The organism is Bartonella sp. LJL80 (assembly GCF_054871565.1).
Genome location: NZ_JBTXLM010000001.1, coordinates 874,875 through 892,412, shown reverse-complemented (window position 1 = coordinate 892,412; position 17,538 = coordinate 874,875). Strand labels below are relative to the sequence as shown.

The 17,538-nt window shown below is 49.8% G+C and carries 15 protein-coding genes; 8 read left to right on the top strand and 7 right to left on the bottom strand.

Translation table 11 applies throughout. The features are described from left to right. Positions 1–67 precede the first annotated feature (67 nt). The 3 genes from dnaA to acnA form a co-directional block, all read right to left on the bottom strand. The gene (dnaA, locus tag ACYSNS_RS03990; protein ID WP_461721814.1) at positions 68–1,567 is read right to left on the bottom strand and encodes a chromosomal replication initiator protein DnaA; all 1,500 of its coding nucleotides are present in this window, start codon (positions 1,565–1,567) and stop codon (positions 68–70) included. A gap of 886 nt (positions 1,568–2,453) precedes the next feature. After that, positions 2,454–2,720 (bottom strand): 30S ribosomal protein S20, encoded by a 267-nt coding sequence (gene rpsT / locus ACYSNS_RS03985; protein WP_461721813.1) that lies wholly within the window; start codon positions 2,718–2,720, stop codon positions 2,454–2,456. 190 nt (positions 2,721–2,910) lie between these two features. Next, positions 2,911–5,598: an aconitate hydratase AcnA gene (acnA, locus tag ACYSNS_RS03980; RefSeq protein WP_461721812.1), complete on the bottom strand. Its 2,688-nt coding sequence runs from the start codon at positions 5,596–5,598 to the stop codon at positions 2,911–2,913. A 297-nt stretch (positions 5,599–5,895) separates the two neighbouring features. Here acnA and ccmA point away from each other — a divergent pair, with 297 nt between their 5' ends. From ccmA to ACYSNS_RS03955, 5 genes are read left to right on the top strand one after another with little or no spacing between them, the layout of a single operon-like run. Continuing rightward, the gene (gene ccmA, locus ACYSNS_RS03975) at positions 5,896–6,522 is read left to right on the top strand and encodes a heme ABC exporter ATP-binding protein CcmA (protein WP_461721811.1); all 627 of its coding nucleotides are present in this window, start codon (positions 5,896–5,898) and stop codon (positions 6,520–6,522) included. Beyond that, positions 6,519–7,184 (top strand): heme exporter protein CcmB, encoded by a 666-nt coding sequence (gene ccmB / locus ACYSNS_RS03970; RefSeq protein WP_461721810.1) that lies wholly within the window; start codon positions 6,519–6,521, stop codon positions 7,182–7,184. Before ccmA ends, ccmB begins: the two co-directional genes overlap by 4 nt. Before the next feature lie 48 nt (positions 7,185–7,232). Continuing rightward, entirely contained in the window at positions 7,233–8,003 is a 771-nt protein-coding gene (locus ACYSNS_RS03965; RefSeq protein ID WP_461721909.1) for a heme ABC transporter permease, read from the top strand. Next, the gene (gene ccmD, locus ACYSNS_RS03960) at positions 8,000–8,236 is read left to right on the top strand and encodes a heme exporter protein CcmD (protein WP_461721809.1); all 237 of its coding nucleotides are present in this window, start codon (positions 8,000–8,002) and stop codon (positions 8,234–8,236) included. Before ACYSNS_RS03965 ends, ccmD begins: the two co-directional genes overlap by 4 nt. Then, positions 8,229–8,810, top strand: coding sequence for a DsbE family thiol:disulfide interchange protein (locus ACYSNS_RS03955; protein ID WP_461721808.1), 582 nt, complete (start codon positions 8,229–8,231; stop codon positions 8,808–8,810). The genes ccmD and ACYSNS_RS03955 overlap by 8 nt, the downstream gene beginning before the upstream one ends. A 319-nt stretch (positions 8,811–9,129) precedes the next feature. Here ACYSNS_RS03955 and ACYSNS_RS03950 read toward each other — a convergent pair whose 3' ends face one another. Next, positions 9,130–10,608, bottom strand: coding sequence for a RimK family protein (locus ACYSNS_RS03950; RefSeq protein ID WP_461721807.1), 1,479 nt, complete (start codon positions 10,606–10,608; stop codon positions 9,130–9,132). A gap of 6 nt (positions 10,609–10,614) precedes the next feature. Further along, complete coding sequence (locus ACYSNS_RS03945; RefSeq protein WP_461721806.1) at positions 10,615–11,715, bottom strand: GNAT family N-acetyltransferase/peptidase C39 family protein; 1,101 nt, start codon at positions 11,713–11,715, stop codon at positions 10,615–10,617. Between the two features lie 346 nt (positions 11,716–12,061). Between ACYSNS_RS03945 and ACYSNS_RS03940 the strand changes: the two genes are divergently transcribed. Beyond that, positions 12,062–12,670: a transglutaminase-like cysteine peptidase gene (locus ACYSNS_RS03940; RefSeq protein ID WP_461721805.1), complete on the top strand. Its 609-nt coding sequence runs from the start codon at positions 12,062–12,064 to the stop codon at positions 12,668–12,670. A gap of 337 nt (positions 12,671–13,007) precedes the next feature. Here ACYSNS_RS03940 and ACYSNS_RS03935 read toward each other — a convergent pair whose 3' ends face one another. Beyond that, positions 13,008–14,123, bottom strand: a complete 1,116-nt coding sequence (locus ACYSNS_RS03935; protein WP_461721804.1) for a PLP-dependent cysteine synthase family protein — start codon at positions 14,121–14,123, stop codon at positions 13,008–13,010. Positions 14,124–14,256: 133 nt separating this feature from the next. Next, complete coding sequence (locus ACYSNS_RS03930; protein ID WP_461721803.1) at positions 14,257–14,808, bottom strand: GcrA family cell cycle regulator; 552 nt, start codon at positions 14,806–14,808, stop codon at positions 14,257–14,259. 571 nt (positions 14,809–15,379) lie between these two features. On the opposite strand from ACYSNS_RS03930, the gene ACYSNS_RS03925 reads away from it, so the two are divergent. Both ACYSNS_RS03925 and argF read left to right on the top strand, forming a co-directional pair. Then, on the top strand, positions 15,380–16,585 hold the full coding sequence (locus ACYSNS_RS03925) for an acetylornithine transaminase (protein WP_461721802.1): 1,206 nt from the start codon (positions 15,380–15,382) through the stop codon (positions 16,583–16,585). A 4-nt stretch (positions 16,586–16,589) separates the two neighbouring features. Continuing rightward, complete coding sequence (gene argF, locus ACYSNS_RS03920; protein ID WP_461721801.1) at positions 16,590–17,507, top strand: ornithine carbamoyltransferase; 918 nt, start codon at positions 16,590–16,592, stop codon at positions 17,505–17,507. The last annotated feature ends 31 nt before the right edge of the window (positions 17,508–17,538 follow it).

The following is a 17,538-nucleotide window of genomic DNA, read 5'->3' as shown; positions in this document are numbered from 1 at the left end:
CATTCCTGCTCCAAATGCAAGTGATGCTGCATCCGATAGCTATCTTGTCTGTTGATAAAGGCTGTGACTAGGCCGCCTGCTCACCGATCAGGCGCTTGAGCAGTTCAAGCTCCTTGGCCAATTGTTGATCACCACCCACCAGATCTTCGATCTTACGCACAGCATGAAGCACGGTGGTATGATCGCGACCACCGAAACGACGCCCGATTTCCGGCAACGAACGCGGCGTTAACATCTTAGCCAGATACATTGCCACCTGACGCGGCTTTACGATCGTGCGGGTACGCCGATTTGACAGCAAATCCTGCTTCGAGACGTTATAATGGCGCGCAACAACGCGCTGTATTTCCTCTATACGAATACGTTTTGGCTCACCTGAACGGGTCAAATGATCCAACAATTCGTCTATACGGTTGAGCGACAAATCTGGCTCGAAGGATTGCCGGAACAATAACTGGTTAAATGCGCCTTCAAGATCACGCCCCGAACCAGAGACGGTCTTTGCGATATGCGCCAATACATCTTCGGGAATCGCCACGGCGGCATCATCCTGCTGGGCATTCTTCAAGCGCTGACGCAGCATTTCCAGACGCATTTCAAAATCCGGCGACTCGATCTCCAGCGCGACACCACCTTGAAGACGCGAGCGAACACGCACATCAAGGGATTCCAGCTCTGCTGGCGGACGATCCGCAGCCACAACAACCTGCTTTGCACTGTCGAGAAGCATATTGAGCAGATGACAGAACTCGTGCTGGATCGATTTTCCCTGCAGGAATTGCATGTCATCGATAATCAACAGATCAATATCACGCAGCTGCTCTTTGAAAGACAAAGCATCATTATCGCGAATGGCCGTGGCAAAGCGCCACATAAAATACTCAGCCGTCAAATAAATGACGCGTACAGGTGTCGGACGCTGCAATGCAGCGGCAGCAATTGCCTGCAGCAAATGGGTCTTACCAAGACCGACAGACGCATGAATAAACAACGGATTAAAGCGCAATGCACTTTTATGGCTTTCAGCAATCGAACGGGCTGCGGCGAGCGCAACGCGATTTGAAGCCCCTTCCACAAAACTGTCGAAAGTATAGCGCGTATCAAGAGGTGAACCAAATACACTCGGCTGCCCATCGCTCGGAAAACGTTCAATCCTGTTCCGCAAAGATGCGGGAGAGGCTTGTTCACGAACAAGATTGGCACCGGCCTCTTCACCCGGCTTTGCAACGGTTGGTTTTGTAACGCGGTTCATTCCACGAACAACAACTTCCACACGCAGCAGCGTGGGGCATTCCTGACGCCACAAATCTGTCAGCATGGCGGCATAGTGATTATTGATCCACGAGCGTAAAAAAGCTGTCGGGACGGAAAGGCGAACCAGGCTGCGGCTATATTCATCGAGCTTCAGGCGGCCGAACCAGCTTGTATAAGCCTCCGTGCCAACCTGCGCCTTTAATTGTGCCATAACGCGAGCAAAAAGCTCCACACCATCTTCTTGTGCCACCAAATGATGAATACCGTCTTCAACGGCCGCTTCATCAGACACAATCCCATTCACATTCGACATTTTACGCATCATTCTCTCTGACAACAACTTTGTGTAGCAACTTGATGAAAACTTTCAATTGAGCTTTCCGACTACACCATCCGTCATCTCTCACTACAAAAACACAAATTCATCCGCGACGGATTCAGTAAACCCGCCGACACATGGCTCTTACGCCCAATAAAAATTCGTTCAGACCCCTAACAATTCCGTTCCTACAAATGACCGGAACAAATGATAATCATTTCATTCCGCATCAACCATGTTCCGGATTATTTTTTCCAGACACAGCCTGTAAAGACATCCTGAAAGCCCAAGAGGCATTGCACCTCCAAACACCATTCAGGCGAACCGCGACGCAAACACTACAGACCCCCATGGAGCCCCTGCAGCCCTGCGCCGTTACTTTCTGCCTTTTCCGCCCGGTCGCCACTATTGGCCGGCCCCACCAGAAAATTAAGAAAGCTTACGGCTCCCGTCAAAAGACCATACAAAAACGATACCTATAAATGCAAGAGGGCAAAACCACGCATCTCACCCCGCTCAGCGCCCGAAAATGCTGGCATGAGCATGACCAAAACGCCTAATCACTTTGATTCAATAAGCTTTTTCATTTTCGATCGATCAAAGAGATCGATTGGCGCAACCGTTAAAAAAAAATTAAAAAAAAATGCTTGACAAAAATCGCTTCCACCCTACCCATTTCAAGCCTGTGGATAACCTCATTAACCTTATGATTTAAAACAGTTTTTTACGTTAATTTATACTTAATTTTTATTCTAAAAATATTGAATTTCAGAGGTGTTTTTTTCGTTTGATTACGATCAAAAAAACAAAAAAACCGACTCCTTTGCAGGAGCCGGTTTTATCAATCGCATCAAAAAGGCCAATAGCCCCAAAACGTATATTAAGCTGAAAGCGCTTTAAGCTGCTTTGCCAAGCGTGACACTTTGCGTGACGCTGTATTCTTATGAATAACGCCTCTGGTAACCGCACGCATCATTTCAGGCTCTACAGCCTTGAAAGCGACTTCTGCTGCTGCCTTGTCACCACCGGCAACGGCATCATCAAATTTACGGATGAATGTACGAACGCGCGAGCGGCGTGCCTTGTTGACCTCTGTGCGCGCTGCAATCTTGCGCGCTGCTTTTTTGGCCGAAGGTGTATTCGCCATGAGTCTATCTCTCTCTTCTAACTGGACGGCATATAATGCCTGAAAACACAAATTGCGGCCGATATGCCGCTTATCTTTGGCGGGCTTATAACGTAACTTTTGATACTACGTCAATCAGATTCTCTTACCCTGCGGTAAAAAACAAATGGGGCGCAGCGACTGCGCCCCATTTTTTAGCCTGGCTATCGCTCTAAGCGGCCAAATTACGCAACACATATTGCAGGATACCGCCATTATGCAGGTAGTCCAGCTCATCTACCGTATCGACGCGACATAGAATCGGCACGTCTTTTACAGTTCCATCAGCATAGGTTACTTTGGCAACAGTCTTCTGGCGTGGCTTCAATTCATTGATACCGTCGATGGTGACCAACTCGTCACCCTTCAAACCCAATGACTTCCAACTGGCACCATCCTCGAAAACAAACGGAACAATACCCATACCGACAAGGTTTGAACGGTGAATACGCTCGAATGACTGAGCGATAACCGCACGAACGCCAAGCAGATTGGTGCCCTTGGCGGCCCAGTCACGGGACGAACCATTGCCATATTCAATTCCGGCAAAGACCACCAAAGGAACATGTTCCTTTTTATACTGCATCGCAGCATCATAGATGGATTCTTCTTCCTTGCTTGGATAGTGGATGGTGTAACCACCTTCACGGCCATTTTCGCCCAACATGAAGTTGCGAATACGAATATTGGCAAAGGTACCGCGCATCATCACTTCGTGGTTACCACGACGGGTTCCATACTGGTTGAAGTCAGCCGGTTTCACACCATGATCGGTCAGATATTTACCGGCTGGCGAATCGACCTTGATCGAACCGGCCGGCGAAATATGGTCGGTCGTGATTTTGTCACCGAACAAACCAAGGATACGGGCGCCGTCGATATTTTCAAGTTTCGCGGGAACCTTCGGCATATTCTCGAAATAAGGAGGATTGCGCACATAGGTTGATTTATCATCCCATGCATAGGTTTCGCCGGCAGGAACCTGAACCTGCTGCCAGTTTTCATCACCTTTGAAGACATCGGCATATTTTTCTGCAAAGATCTTGCGGGTGACGTTCTTTTCAATGAATTCCTGTATTTCCTGCGAGGTCGGCCAGATATCCTTGAGATAAACCGGCTTGCCGTCGGAACCGATACCCAAAGGCTCTGTTGTCAAATCTTTGGTAACCGTGCCAGCCAGCGCATGCGCAACAACCAATGGCGGTGAAGCCAGATAATTGGCCTGAACGTCGGGTGAAACACGACCTTCGAAGTTACGGTTGCCGGAGAGCACTGCCGCAGCAATCAAACCTTTGTCATTGATTGTTTTGGAAATAGCCGGTGGAAGCGGCCCTGAATTACCAATACAGGTCGTGCAACCAAAACCAACGAGATTGAAGCCCAAAGCATCAAGGTCTTTTTGCAGGTCGGAATTGGCCAGATAGGCCTCGACAACCTGAGAACCGGGAGCCAAAGACGTCTTTACCCATGGTTTGGTTTTCAGTCCCTTGGCAACGGCATTGCGCGCCAAAAGACCGGCAGCAATCAAAACACTTGGATTGGACGTATTGGTACATGAAGTGATGGCAGCAATTGCGACATCGCCGTGGCCAATTTCAAACTCTTCGCCTTCAACCGCATAACGTGTGGTCTGGCCACTTGTTTTCTTATACTCATTGGCCAATGCAGTCGCAAATCCGCTGCCAACATCTTCAAGCGGAATACGACCTTCTGGACGTTTCGGACCCGCCATCGATGGAACGACACTGCCCATATCCAATTCGATCGTATCGGTGAAAACAGGATCTGCGGTTTTATCATCATGCCACATTCCTTGTGCTTTGGAATAGGCTTCGACCAGCGCAATCCGGTCTTCATCACGACCTGTCATGTTTAAATAACGCACGGTTTCCTTATCAATCGGGAAGAAGCCGCATGTTGCGCCATATTCAGGCCCCATATTGGCAATGGTCGCGCGATCCGCCAATGTCATATGTTCGAGACCCGGGCCAAAGAACTCAACGAATTTACCAACGACACCTTTTTTGCGCAGCATCTGCGTGACCGTCAAAACAAGGTCGGTCGCGGTGACCCCTTCTTTTAGTTTTCCTGTCAAACGGAAACCGATGACCTCCGGCAGAAGCATGGAAACGGGCTGACCGAGCATGGCTGCCTCAGCCTCGATACCGCCGACACCCCAACCAAGAACACCTAGACCGTTGACCATGGTCGTGTGAGAGTCGGTCCCCACACATGTATCCGGATAAGCGACCGTGTGGCCATCTTCATCCTTGGTCCAGACGCATTGCGCCAGATATTCAAGGTTCACCTGATGGCAGATGCCTGTGCCGGGCGGCACGACGCGGAAATTCTTGAATGCCTGCTGGCCCCATTTCAAGAAGCGATAACGTTCGCCGTTACGCTCATATTCAAGATCAACATTATGCTTGAACGCCAGCGGATTCCCAAAATCGTCAACAATGACCGAATGGTCGATGACAAGATCAACAGGAACGAGCGGGTTGATTTTTTCCGCGTCATCACCAAGCTTCACCATGGCATCGCGCATGGCTGCCAAATCAACAACAGCAGGCACACCGGTAAAGTCCTGCATGAGAACGCGAGACGGGCGATAGGCGATTTCTGCACCGGCACTGCCCTTATCGACAAGCCATTTAGCAATATTGAGAATGTCTTCTTTCTTGACCGTACGACCATCTTCAAACCGCAAGAGGTTCTCTAACAGAACCTTCATGGAAAACGGCAGGCGGGAAACGCCTTCAAGACCGTTTTTTTCGGCTTCGATCAGACTGTAATAAACAAAGTCCTTGCCATTGACATTGAGAGTCTTGCGGCACTTGAAACTATCTATTTTAGACACGACTGTTCGTCCTTATGCTTGCGAGCCAAAAGCTCCCGGAACGAACGCCACAAACTGCGGGTCAAGATCGCAGATACGGTGCGGGTGCAGTCATTTCCGCTGTCCGTTCCTCAACCGCCAAAATCGGCAGACTTGGAGACCGGCCCAAAAATTCGTTCCACACCGACCGCTGGTGTGGTTTTTGCTTTATAGAGACTTTTCTGGAACTGTTCCAGACTGAATCTGAGCAAAAAAATGTGTTCACTTGCCCATCCGTGTCAGAAAGGTTATGGAAGCATATAAAAATCAGGTGCTTACATGCAATTAACCGCTATCGATCTCAGTGCAAGACGGGGTGATGAAATACTTTTTCATCGTCTTGGGTTCACACTTCATACCGGGCAATTGATGACGATCACCGGGCCGAACGGCATAGGAAAATCCACTTTACTGCGAATCGTTGCCGGTTTTCTTGATCCCGATGAAGGTCGTGTCGTCATAGAGGAATCCGGGCTGGAATTTCCCGTATCAGCCGCCTGCCATTATCTTGGCGGCCTCAACGCGATGAAACCACATCTGACGGTGCAAGAAAACCTTGCTTTTTGGACGGCTTTTGAAGGCAGTCCAAAAATGACGCCGCCCGAAGCGCTTGGCGCTGTCGAGCTATCTGGTATCGACCACCTGCCATTCGGTGTCCTCTCTACCGGTCAAAAACGGCGCGTAGCCATTGCCCGCCTGTTGCTTTCAAGCCAGCCAATTTGGCTTTTGGACGAACCAACCTCCGGTCTTGATAGGCAAGCAAGCGGTATCTTTTCACGGATCCTTCAAAACCATCTTTTGCAGGATGGAATGGCGATTGCTGCAACCCATCTCCCGTTGGGCGTAGAAGAGGATAGCAACATTGCCATGTCGGATTTCTTGCCCGTATGGGAGGAAAATGAATGAGAGCCCTTTTCTGGCGCGATCTTAAAATGGCAACAGGTCCGGGCAGTTCGCTGCTCACCGGATTGCTTTTCTTTGCCGCAATCATCATTATCACGCCGTTTGCAGTGGGCCCTGACCAAGCAATCCTGGCTCGCATCGGGCCGGGTATGCTCTGGGTTGGCGCTTTGCTGGCCACGCTGCTTGGCCTCGACCGGTTGTTTCAGACCGACCGCGATGACGGCAGCCTTGACCAACTGATTTTGGCACGGCATCGCCAGAGCCTCAGTCTGGTGGTGTTCATCAAATGTCTGGCGCATTGGGTGGGTACCATCATGCCGCTGATTTTTATAACACCGGTCTTGGGACTTATGCTTAATCTTGACGCAATGGCCATTTTCAGCGTCATGCTGACGCTTCTTTGTGGAACGCCTGCCATTACGCTGATCGGTGCTGTGGGAGCGGCTTTGGCCGTGTCCCTGCCGCGAGGCGGCGTCCTTATATCAATTATCGTTCTGCCCTTGGCTGTTCCTGTGATGATATTCGGGGTATCAGCGGCCTATGCCGCAACCAGTCCGGGAATTTCTTTTTTGACACCTTTGATGTTTCTCATCGCTTTGTCATTATTTTTTAGCATTCTTGGGCCATTTGCCGCGGCGATGACACTCAAATATTTGTCAGAATAACGAAACCATGTTGCCGCAAGCGGCAAGCCTGCCTATCATGGAGAGATGATGGAATTAACACAGAAAAAACCAAATTGGTGGCAAGCTCTGGCCAATCCCACCCGCTTCATGGGCCTGAGTGCAACATTGTTGCCATGGTTAACGGCAATAACACTTATCATTCTGGCCTGTGGACTGTTTATGGTGTTACGCTCGCCGGATGATTATCAGCAAGGCATGACTGTTCGCATCATGTATCTGCATGTGCCTTTTGCCTGGCTGTCGATGTTTTGTTATACCATCATGACCATTTCTGCGCTTGGTACCCTTGTGTGGCGCCATCCCTTGGCAGATGTTTCCCTTAAATGTGCGGCCCCGATAGGCGCGACATTTACAGCCTTGGCACTCATAACCGGTTCGCTTTGGGGACGTCCGACATGGGGGACGTGGTGGGAATGGGACGCCAGACTGACATCCGTTTTGGTTTTATTTCTGATCTATCTGGCTATTATTGCCCTTTCACGCGCGTTTGACGATGCTTCAAAAGCTGCAAAAGCCGCGGCAATCCTGACCTTGGTAGGCTTTATCAATATTCCGATTATAAAATTTTCCGTGGATTGGTGGAACACACTGCATCAACCCGCATCTCTGTTACGCTCTGGCGGTTCGGCAATCGATAGCTCCATGTTATGGCCGCTGCTAACGATGGCACTCGGGTTCACCTTGGCGCTTATTACCTTGCATCTCGTATCCATGCGCACTGAAATCACACGTCGGCGCATTCACACGATGCAGCGTTTGGCTGCACGCCGTATCCGCGATAAGGAAAGCAACGCATGAATGACACGACAGCATCTTTTTCGGGCGGATTTTCCAATCGCATAGATTTCTGGCTTGGCAGCCTCGATCATCTACAAATTGTCATATTGAGCTACGCCGTATCGGCCATCGTGCTGCTGTTTCTCGTCGGATATATTCTTATTGATGGAAAGCGCCAAAAAGCAAAATTGGCAAAGCTGGAAGCAAGCGGCCTGACACGCCGTGCAAAAAACGCTGGAAACACCCATGGCTGACCCAAAAAAAACGATGCGCTGGCCGGTTATGCTGGCTCTATTCGGCCCCTTCATTCTTTTTGTTGTCCTTGTCGCGATCATGTTCAACCATATGGAAAACAGTGATCCTGACAGTGCCAACCTTGTACCCAACGCTTTGGCCGGTAAGCCGGTACCCGAAAGCGATCTACCTTTATTGTCGGGTGAGGGTCGGTTTGATGCCAAAAACTTCAAAGGTCGCGTGACTTTGGTCAATTTTTGGGGCTCCTGGTGCCCACCATGCCGCGACGAGCATCCGCTTCTTATGGAAATCAGCAAGGATAACCGTTTTGATCTTGTTGGTGTGAACTACAAGGACAATCGCGATAATGCAGAGCGTTTTCTGTCAAATTTCGGCAATCCGTTCAAACTTATCGGATTCGATCCATCCGGTCGCGCAGCAATTGATTGGGGTGTTTACGGCCCGCCTGAAACCTTTTTATTGAGCGCTGATGGCATTATTCTTTATAAGCATATCGGCCCTTTGACCGCGGAAATCTATACACGCGAAACCCTACCCGAAATTGAAAAGGCGCTTAGAGCGGTTCCCGATTGATGTAAATCATCAATCGGATAAAATAACACGACAAATAAAAACTCGAGACGTGCCGGCCTGATTCAATCAGGTCGAAAAGCGCTCTAACAAGGCCCCATGAAAATCGCGCATCTGGTGGGCCGGACACCGAAGGTGCGACAAGCTACAAACTGCGATATGTTAGGTTTGCATTGGGTCGCAGATCTACTCTGATGGTCTGTTTTACCGGAATTCTTGTCAGATAGAAGCAGGGTAAAGGAGTGATCCATCCTCCCGCGGATGGAGCTCATACTTTTAGGAAATTGTTCTTGCACATATGAGCGGGCTTTATCTTGGGCAGTTACTCACGCTCCAGCCTGTCGATAAACCAGCGGGTGATATTGAGCCAAACATCGTCTTTCTCGGCGGCGTCTTCAACGCCATGCTCGATGTTGGGATTATCGTTTACCTCTATCACCACAATGCCGTCATCGGTTTCTTTCAAGTCCACCCCATATAGCCCATCACCGATACAGCGGGCCGCTTTCAACCCGATATCAATAACGGCTGGCGGTGCATCGGCCAAGGCGCAGGTTGCAAAACCGCCTTCCAAGGGCTTTCCGCCCTTTGGATCATGCTTGACAATTTGCCAGTGATGCCGCGCCATTTTGTACTGACAGACGAATAAAGGCTTACCTCCCAAAACACCGACACGCCAATCAAATTTGGTCGGCATATATTTCTGCGCCAATAGCAGATCGCTATCCTTCAACCATTCTTGCGCCAGAATACGAAGCTCCTCCATCGAGGCAACGCGTTTGACGCCGCGAGAGAAAGAAGAATCAGGAATTTTCAACACCATCGGAAAACCGAGACAGTCGGCAGCCTTTACCAGATCTTCTTCACCGGCAATCATGATTGTTGGTGGTACCGGCACGTTATTGGCCCGCATCAACTCATCCAGATAGACTTTGTTTGTGCAGCGGATCATCGACATCGGGTCATCGATAACCGGCATATCTTCCTGTTCTGCACGACGGGCAAAACGGTAAGTATGGTTGGAAATGGTTGTTGTTTCACGGATAAAAAGCGCATCGTAGTTCGCTAGACGGGCAAGGTCGCGCGCACCGATGGGCTCGACCTCGACGCCAAGACGTGCTGCAACCTTGGCCCAATGTTTCAAACTCGCAACGCTTGTCGGGGGCAAATCTTCCCTCGGATCACACAGGGTTGCAAAGGTCCAGCGGGGGGCGATTTTCTGACGTGCCTCTTTCCAGGCGCGCGTCGTATAGCTTTCCATCGCATCATAAAAGGCGGTTCTGTGCGTGCCTTCAAGCTTTTGCCAATTGGCAAATGAAATCTTGTGAATGCGCGCCCACTCTCCCGCTTTTATCGTTACCTCCAAAGCCGGTGCCCTGTACCAGTCAAAGAGCAGCCGTCCGAATTTCTCAAATCGTCCCTTTTTTTCCTGGTCGCTATCATCTGCAATACCGAAGAAAATACGAATGGTTTCGGGTGCCTCGGTCCCATCCCCTTTCAACGCTTTATTCAGACAATCTTCCAACTCCGGAATGGACTTTTCGTAGAGACGACGTTCGGACAGATCGATCATCGTTTCAACGGATGGGATAACCCTGTGGCCACGTGCCTCGGCAAGCAATGAGGCATAATAGGCCCGACTTTGATAACGGTAGGCGCGCGACAGATTGATCAGACGGGGGCGCTGGCCGGCAAAAAGCGCCGGATTGGCGAGATAGTCACGATGGGTCATGACCTTATGCGGTGTGGCACCATTATCGAGATCGGACAGACGTCCGGCGAGAATCACACAAATAGACATGGAAAGCTATTTTTTCTCCAATATGACGGCAGCGCGCAGGCCGTCTTTTCCAAAACGCGCAATGTGGTCGAATATTTCATAGGTCAGTGGAAGATTGGCAGAATCAGCAATTGTTTCTCCTTCTTCCTCTTCTACCCAGGGATCATGGATCAGAATATGGCGTCCATCATCCCCATGGGCCAGCACCCAATGGGGAATTTTTTCACCAAACATATGATAGAAGCTGATAAGCACCAGAACCACCGCACCACGCGCCAATGCGGAGCGGATATCCTGCAGGGTAAAAGCCGAAATTTTGACAGGGATATTGGCAGCCTTTGCCTGTTCACGAAAGTCGGTTTGTGCCAATTCCATGATTTTGCGTTTCTCGCTATTGCGTACCGAATTGATAAATAAAAATTCGTCACTCGACACGGTAATGGTTGCTTTCAATCCATAATCATGGGCCAAAACGGCTAGACCAAAGGGTTCGCATCCCCCCGGCCCGGAAAGCATATAAACAGTGGTAGCACCCCGCCAAAGCCGAATTTCAAATACCGGATCCATCCGCGTCTGCGGTTTGAAATATTTAAGCGCCATCATCAGGCATGCCGCTCCGCAGGTGAAATCTGTTGTCTGTTGATAATACGGCACTGAAGTTTCGACGGGCGTGTCGCCACGTAATGTTTTTTCATAACGCAGAGCGGGTGTATGGTCGGCGTAATAATCAAGATATCGCCCGATGGGACGGTAGTGAAAGCGCTCGTAAAGCGCAATTGCCCGTGCATTATCCTCGCGCACCTCAAGACGCATGAAAATACGTCCCTCTTCGAAGGCAACCTTTTCAGCGGCTTCAAGCAGCATCGTGCCGACACCCTTGGTCGGGCTCTGCGGTTGAACAGCAATGGAATAAAGCCGTGCCAATGCTGTTCCTTTGCGGAAGAGGATCATCGCATAGCCGACAATCTCATCCCCCGATTGCGCAACAATGGTGCGGGCAGTCGGGCGCGAAATTAATGTGCGAAACGAGCGTCTTGAAATACGGTCGCCATCGAAACAGCTCTCCTCTATGGCCACAAGTGCATCAATATCGTCAAAGCTGGCATTACGGCTGGTCAAATTGCCCATGGGCAGACTCTCAATTCTCGCACAGCAGAACCGCTGTTTCGTTATCCCGCAAATAGGATATTCGTGGCATGATTATGACATATTCCTCGTTTTGCAAGATTGGCAAGCAACGCCTTTCATCACGATTACGCGCCTTCAAAGCTGTAAAAAACATAACCCGGCAAAAAACATTTTCGCGCGTTAACCATACCGCTACACTAACCCATTGATTTATATTACCAAAAATTTTAACCATATTACGAATCTTAACCAAGTGTTGCATCCGCGTCATTGACTGGGAACCAAAGTTCGACTTTAACCTTTTGTTAACGATTACTGTCGTGGCAAGTTCGAGTTGAGTGTAAAAATGTTGTTTGCGTTTAAACTGGCAGGTTTGTGTTTTTTGGGCATGGTATTGTCAACTGCGTCGTCGCAGGCTGCCGATGAATTTATGACAACCACAGGCCAGACGTCGCAACCGATCGGTCATTACGAATTTTGTCAGCGTCTGCCGAAAGAATGCAAAATCCGCAATACCATTTTGCAACCGATTGCTTTGACACAGACGGTTTGGGATACGCTTGTCGACACCAATCATAGTGTGAATACCCGCATTCAACCGGCGACCGATATGGAACTATACGGCCGTGAAGAGTACTGGGCCTATCCGGTTAATGCCGGTGATTGTGAAGATTACGTGTTGGAAAAGCAGCGTGAGTTGCATCAAAAAGGCCTGCCACTCGCAAGTCTGCTCATAACTGTGGTTCGCAAGCCGGACGGTGAAGGTCATGCCGTGCTAACGGTCAGGACAGATCGCGGCGATTTCATCCTCGATAATCTGCGTGATGAAATCTATAATTGGAAAGATACCGAATACACCTATCTCAAACGCCAATCATCGCAAATGACAGGTCGCTGGGTCGCGATCGAGCAACGCGACGATATCGTGGTGAGTTCGGTTCATCCCGACAATTAAGTATTGAAAAATTCGCATACGAGAGCCGCATAGACCGCTGATCAATCAGTCTATTGTTTGCGACCAAGAAGCGCGTGAGCATTTAGTCCTGAACCGGGATTGCCCGTCCTGACCACCATAAAAGCGACCAAATGGCCATAGGTGCCTAAGGTCATTCTCAACATGTCGCACAGCCGCGAATATGTGCAGCTTTTCACGACGTTCAAGCTACACACTCACTTCCGATGTCTCACCGCTTGTATTCATCCGAAGACGGGTCTCGCTTTTTGGTACATGCTAGCGAAGCATCAGAATGAAAATGCTGATCTCGATTGTGCCACCTCAATGCTTGTAAGCGTCAAAGCTTTTCCAAGGCAACCCCTTCGCAAAAGAGCAGCTCAAGACGCTGCATATCTTCAGCGATATCAAATCCCTTCTGTTTAAGCCAGTCGTCGTTGAGGTAGGTTGAACGGTAACGCTCTCCGCTATCGCAGATGAGTGTTACCACCGAACCTCGCTTTTTGGCACGGATCATATCCGAGACAAGATGGGCAACCGCATAGATATTGGTGCCGGTAGAACCGCCACAGCTGCGCCCGATCAAACGACTGATTACACGCATCGCCGCCAGACTTGCCGTATCGGGCACAACCACCATCCGATCCACAACATCGGGGAGAAACGATGGTTCAACGCGGGCGCGGCCGATTCCTTCAATAACGGAACAGCAACTATCAATTTCATGGATGGAACGGTCGGCATAGTGACGGTGAAAAACAGACCCCTCGGGATCTGCTACACAAAGGCGGGTAGAAAATTTACGATAACGGATATAGCGGCCAAGTGTAGCCGACGTACCGCCGGTACCAGCGCTGGCAACAATCCAATCAGGTATCGGATGCGCTTCACGGCTCATCTGGCAGAAAATGGAATCGGCTATATTGTTATTTCCACGCCAATCCGTTGCCCGCTCGGCATAGGTGAATTGGTCAATATAGTAACCACCCAGTTCGTCTGCGAGTTTTTGCGCAGTCACATAGACCGACTTTGGGTCATCTATAAAATGAACCTGACCACCATAGGCTTCAATCATTGCTATTTTTTGAGGGGATGTCGTCCGCGGTATCACCGTTAGGAAAGGAACACCGATCAACTTGGCAAAATATGCTTCCGAGACCGCCGTTGAACCGCTCGAAGCTTCCACCACCGTCGTGTTGGGTCCGATTTTTCCATTACACAAAGAATAGAGAAAAAGCGAACGCGCCAAACGATGTTTCAAACTACCGGTCGGGTGGCAGGATTCATCCTTGAGATAAAGCGTAATACCACAAGATGCCGGTAAATCGTAGCGCATCAAATGCGTATCGGCTGACCTACTGGCTTCCGCTTCGATAATATCAATAGCGTTTTGCAGCCATTGACGGCTGCAACAGGCAGGGGCATCCCAGCTCGCATTCGCAACATGTGTATTCATAATGGGCCTCACAAAATTGAGAGACCCATTATAAAAACACTTTATTAATTTAAAAGAAAAAACAGTTTATATTTTCTAATTTTCACGAACAACACGAAATGCGCATTCCAATTCGCGCGAAATAATTAGAATTTTATGCCCTTACGCGCCGACGCTCGGATGCCGGTTGAAATGCTACCTTTGCGTGGAACGCACAATAAGGACCCGCATCACCTGAATCCGCACCGCAGAAGTAGAAATCTTCCGACAACGGATCACCTATCGGCCATTTGCAGGTATTTTCGCTGAGCTGCAAAAGGCTGAGATGACGGGACATCGGTACAACAACGTCAGCGGATGGACGCATTTCAACTTCCGAAACAGCATCCGCGACAAATTCCATCTTCAAAGCGGTTGCGCCAACACTGCGCGCGGTCGTGCGGGGAGCAGATGCCGCAGGAGCAGCACTTGCAACACGGCTCGGACGGGCGGCCGTTGTGGTATTATTCACCACAGTTTCCGCAACCTTTTTTGCACGTGGTGTGGTTTTGGTTGTCTTGCCGCGGCCCGACAACTTCAAGCGATGAACCTTGCCGATAACGGCATTACGGCTTACACCGCCAAGCTGGGCAGCAATCTGGCTTGCGCTCAACCCGTCGCTCCAAAGCTTCTTCAACAGTTCAACACGTTCATCTGTCCAGTTCATACCGGCACTCCGTTCTTAATCTTTTCATCGCGGCACAATCTATGGATGTGCCTGACGATACGCATTTTTTGCCATTTCGTTCTTAATGCTGGAATCCATCATCGCGCTGCTACAAGCGCAAAACGACTATATCTGTCCTGATAATCCGGCCAAAGACACAAAATGTGCTGGTCTGAGCAAACTACAATAGGGCATGACTCCGTGACAAGAGTCCGACATGGGTTAACACGGTGTTTTGCGAGGTTTTCCCCAACTTGCGAATCACTTTATCGAGAAAATGCAAAATCGACGGCCAATTTATAGATTTTTGCAAGATATATTTTGATTATGGTGATTACGTGGCGTCAATTGACTTTTTTATGAAGGCACTGAATAGTAAATGAGGCAATCATTAAGGGTGCGCAAGGGCCTGCGGTCTGGCGTGACCTATGAGTAAGAGCGTTTTTTAAAAAAACTAACGCTTCATTCAGCAAAATGTAGCTATAGTAACAATCGCTGCGTGAAACATGTTTTCACCGATAGCAAACCATTTATGACATTTGATATATAAAGGAATGAAAAGGAGACCATGATGAACCATTCCTCTGCGCAACCGCTCTATGATACTTTTGCCCGTATCGGCTTGCGCTTCGAGCGAGGAAACGGTGCATGGCTCATTTCAGACAAAGGCGAGCGTTATCTCGACTTTACATCCGGTATTGCCGTCAATGCGCTCGGTCACAGCCATCCCAAACTTGTTGAAGCCGTGAAAGCACAAGCCGAAAAGCTTTGGCATGTGTCCAATCTGTTTCAATCGCCAGAGCAAGAGAAGTTGGCGGACCGGCTTTGTGCAAACAGTTTTGCCGACAAGGTGTTCTTTTGTAATTCGGGTGCGGAAGCGTTGGAATGCGCTATTAAAACAGCAAGGCGTTATCAATATGTGTCCGGCCACCCCGAACGTACAGACATTATTACATTCGAAGGTGCTTTCCATGGCCGTACCCTTGCAACGCTGGCAGCAGGCGGGCAGGAAAAATACCTTGAGGGCTTCGGCCCGAAAGCTGGCGGTTTCGTGCAAGTCCCCTTTGGAGATGAGACCGCTTTGCGCGCGGCAATCAACGACCATACTGCTGCCATTCTGATTGAACCCATTCAGGGCGAAGGCGGTGTGAGAATTGTTCCCAATGAAACATTGCGGCTGTTACGCAACTTGTGTGATCAAAACGGGCTACTGTTGCTGTTTGATGAAGTGCAGACGGGCGTTGGTCGTACAGGCAAACTTTTTGCCTATGAATGGACGGGTGTAACACCGGATGTTGTGGCTTTGGCAAAAGGGCTCGGCGGCGGCTTTCCCATTGGGGCCTGCATTGCCACAGCAGAGGCTGCAAAGGGTATGACACCGGGCACGCACGGCTCGACATTCGGTGGCAATCTGCTTGCCATGGCGGCCGCCAATGCCGTGCTTGACGTTATGCTGGAAGACGGTTTCCTCGATCACGTCAATGCGATGGCCAACCTGTTCAAACAGGGACTGGCCGCCATCATTGACCGCTTCCCTGATGTTGTCAGTGCAATTCAGGGCACCGGCTTATTGACCGGTTTGAAATGTGTCGTCCCCAACGGTGATGTCATTACAGCTTTGCGTGAAGAAAAAATATTAAGTGTAGGTGCTGGAAACAACGTCGTCCGACTTCTGCCCCCGCTCAATGTAACAGAAGACGAAATCCGCGACGGTCTGCACCGTATCGAAACGGCAATTGCGCGCGTTTCCCATGCCAACAAACAAAAACAGGCTTAATATTATGACGAAGAGTATTCGCCACTTTACCGATCTTTCCATTCTGACGCCGCAAATGGCACGCGGCATTCTCGATCATGCCAAAAAGGTAAAAACCGCGCTGAAACAGGGTCAGGGTGAAAAGCCGCTTGCCGGCAAAACCTTGGCTATGATTTTCGAGAAGCCTTCTACCCGAACAAGGGTGTCATTTGATGTCGGCATGCGCCAACTCGGCGGGGAAACGCTGATGTTGACAGGTTCTGAAATGCAATTGGGCCATAGCGAAACGATCGCAGACACTGCACGGGTACTGTCCCGCTTTGTCGATATCATCATGATACGCACCACCACCCATGACCGTATGCTGGAACTGGCCGAATATGCCGATGTTCCGGTGATCAATGCTTTGACGGACGATACCCATCCTTGCCAGATTCTGGCAGATATTCTGACTTATGAAGAACATCGCGGATCCGTTGCAGGCAAAACATTTGCCTGGATGGGCGATGGCAACAACGTGCTTCATTCGTTGATTGAAGCGGCAGCTTTATTCGACTTCAATGTCCGCATTGCCACACCCGAAGGCAGTGAGCCACAACAGCAATATGTCGACTGGGCCCGCGAACGCGGTGCTGAAATCACCTTGACGCATAACGCTCAGGAAGCGGCTGAAGGCGTAGACTGTATTGTCACGGACACGTGGGTTTCCATGGGGCAGGAATTCCGCGCACGTGGGCACAATATATTCCAACCCTATCAGGTCAACGAAGCTTTGATGAAATTGGCCAAACCCGATGCCCTGTTTATGCACTGTTTGCCGGCGCATCGCGGAGAAGAAGTCGTGGATGCGGTCATTGACGGGCCACATTCGGTTGTTTTCGACGAAGCGGAAAACCGCCTTCATGCACAAAAGGCCGTGCTTGCCTGGTGCTTGCAGGACTAGATTTCATACCTATCTATAGCCTGTCGGCCAA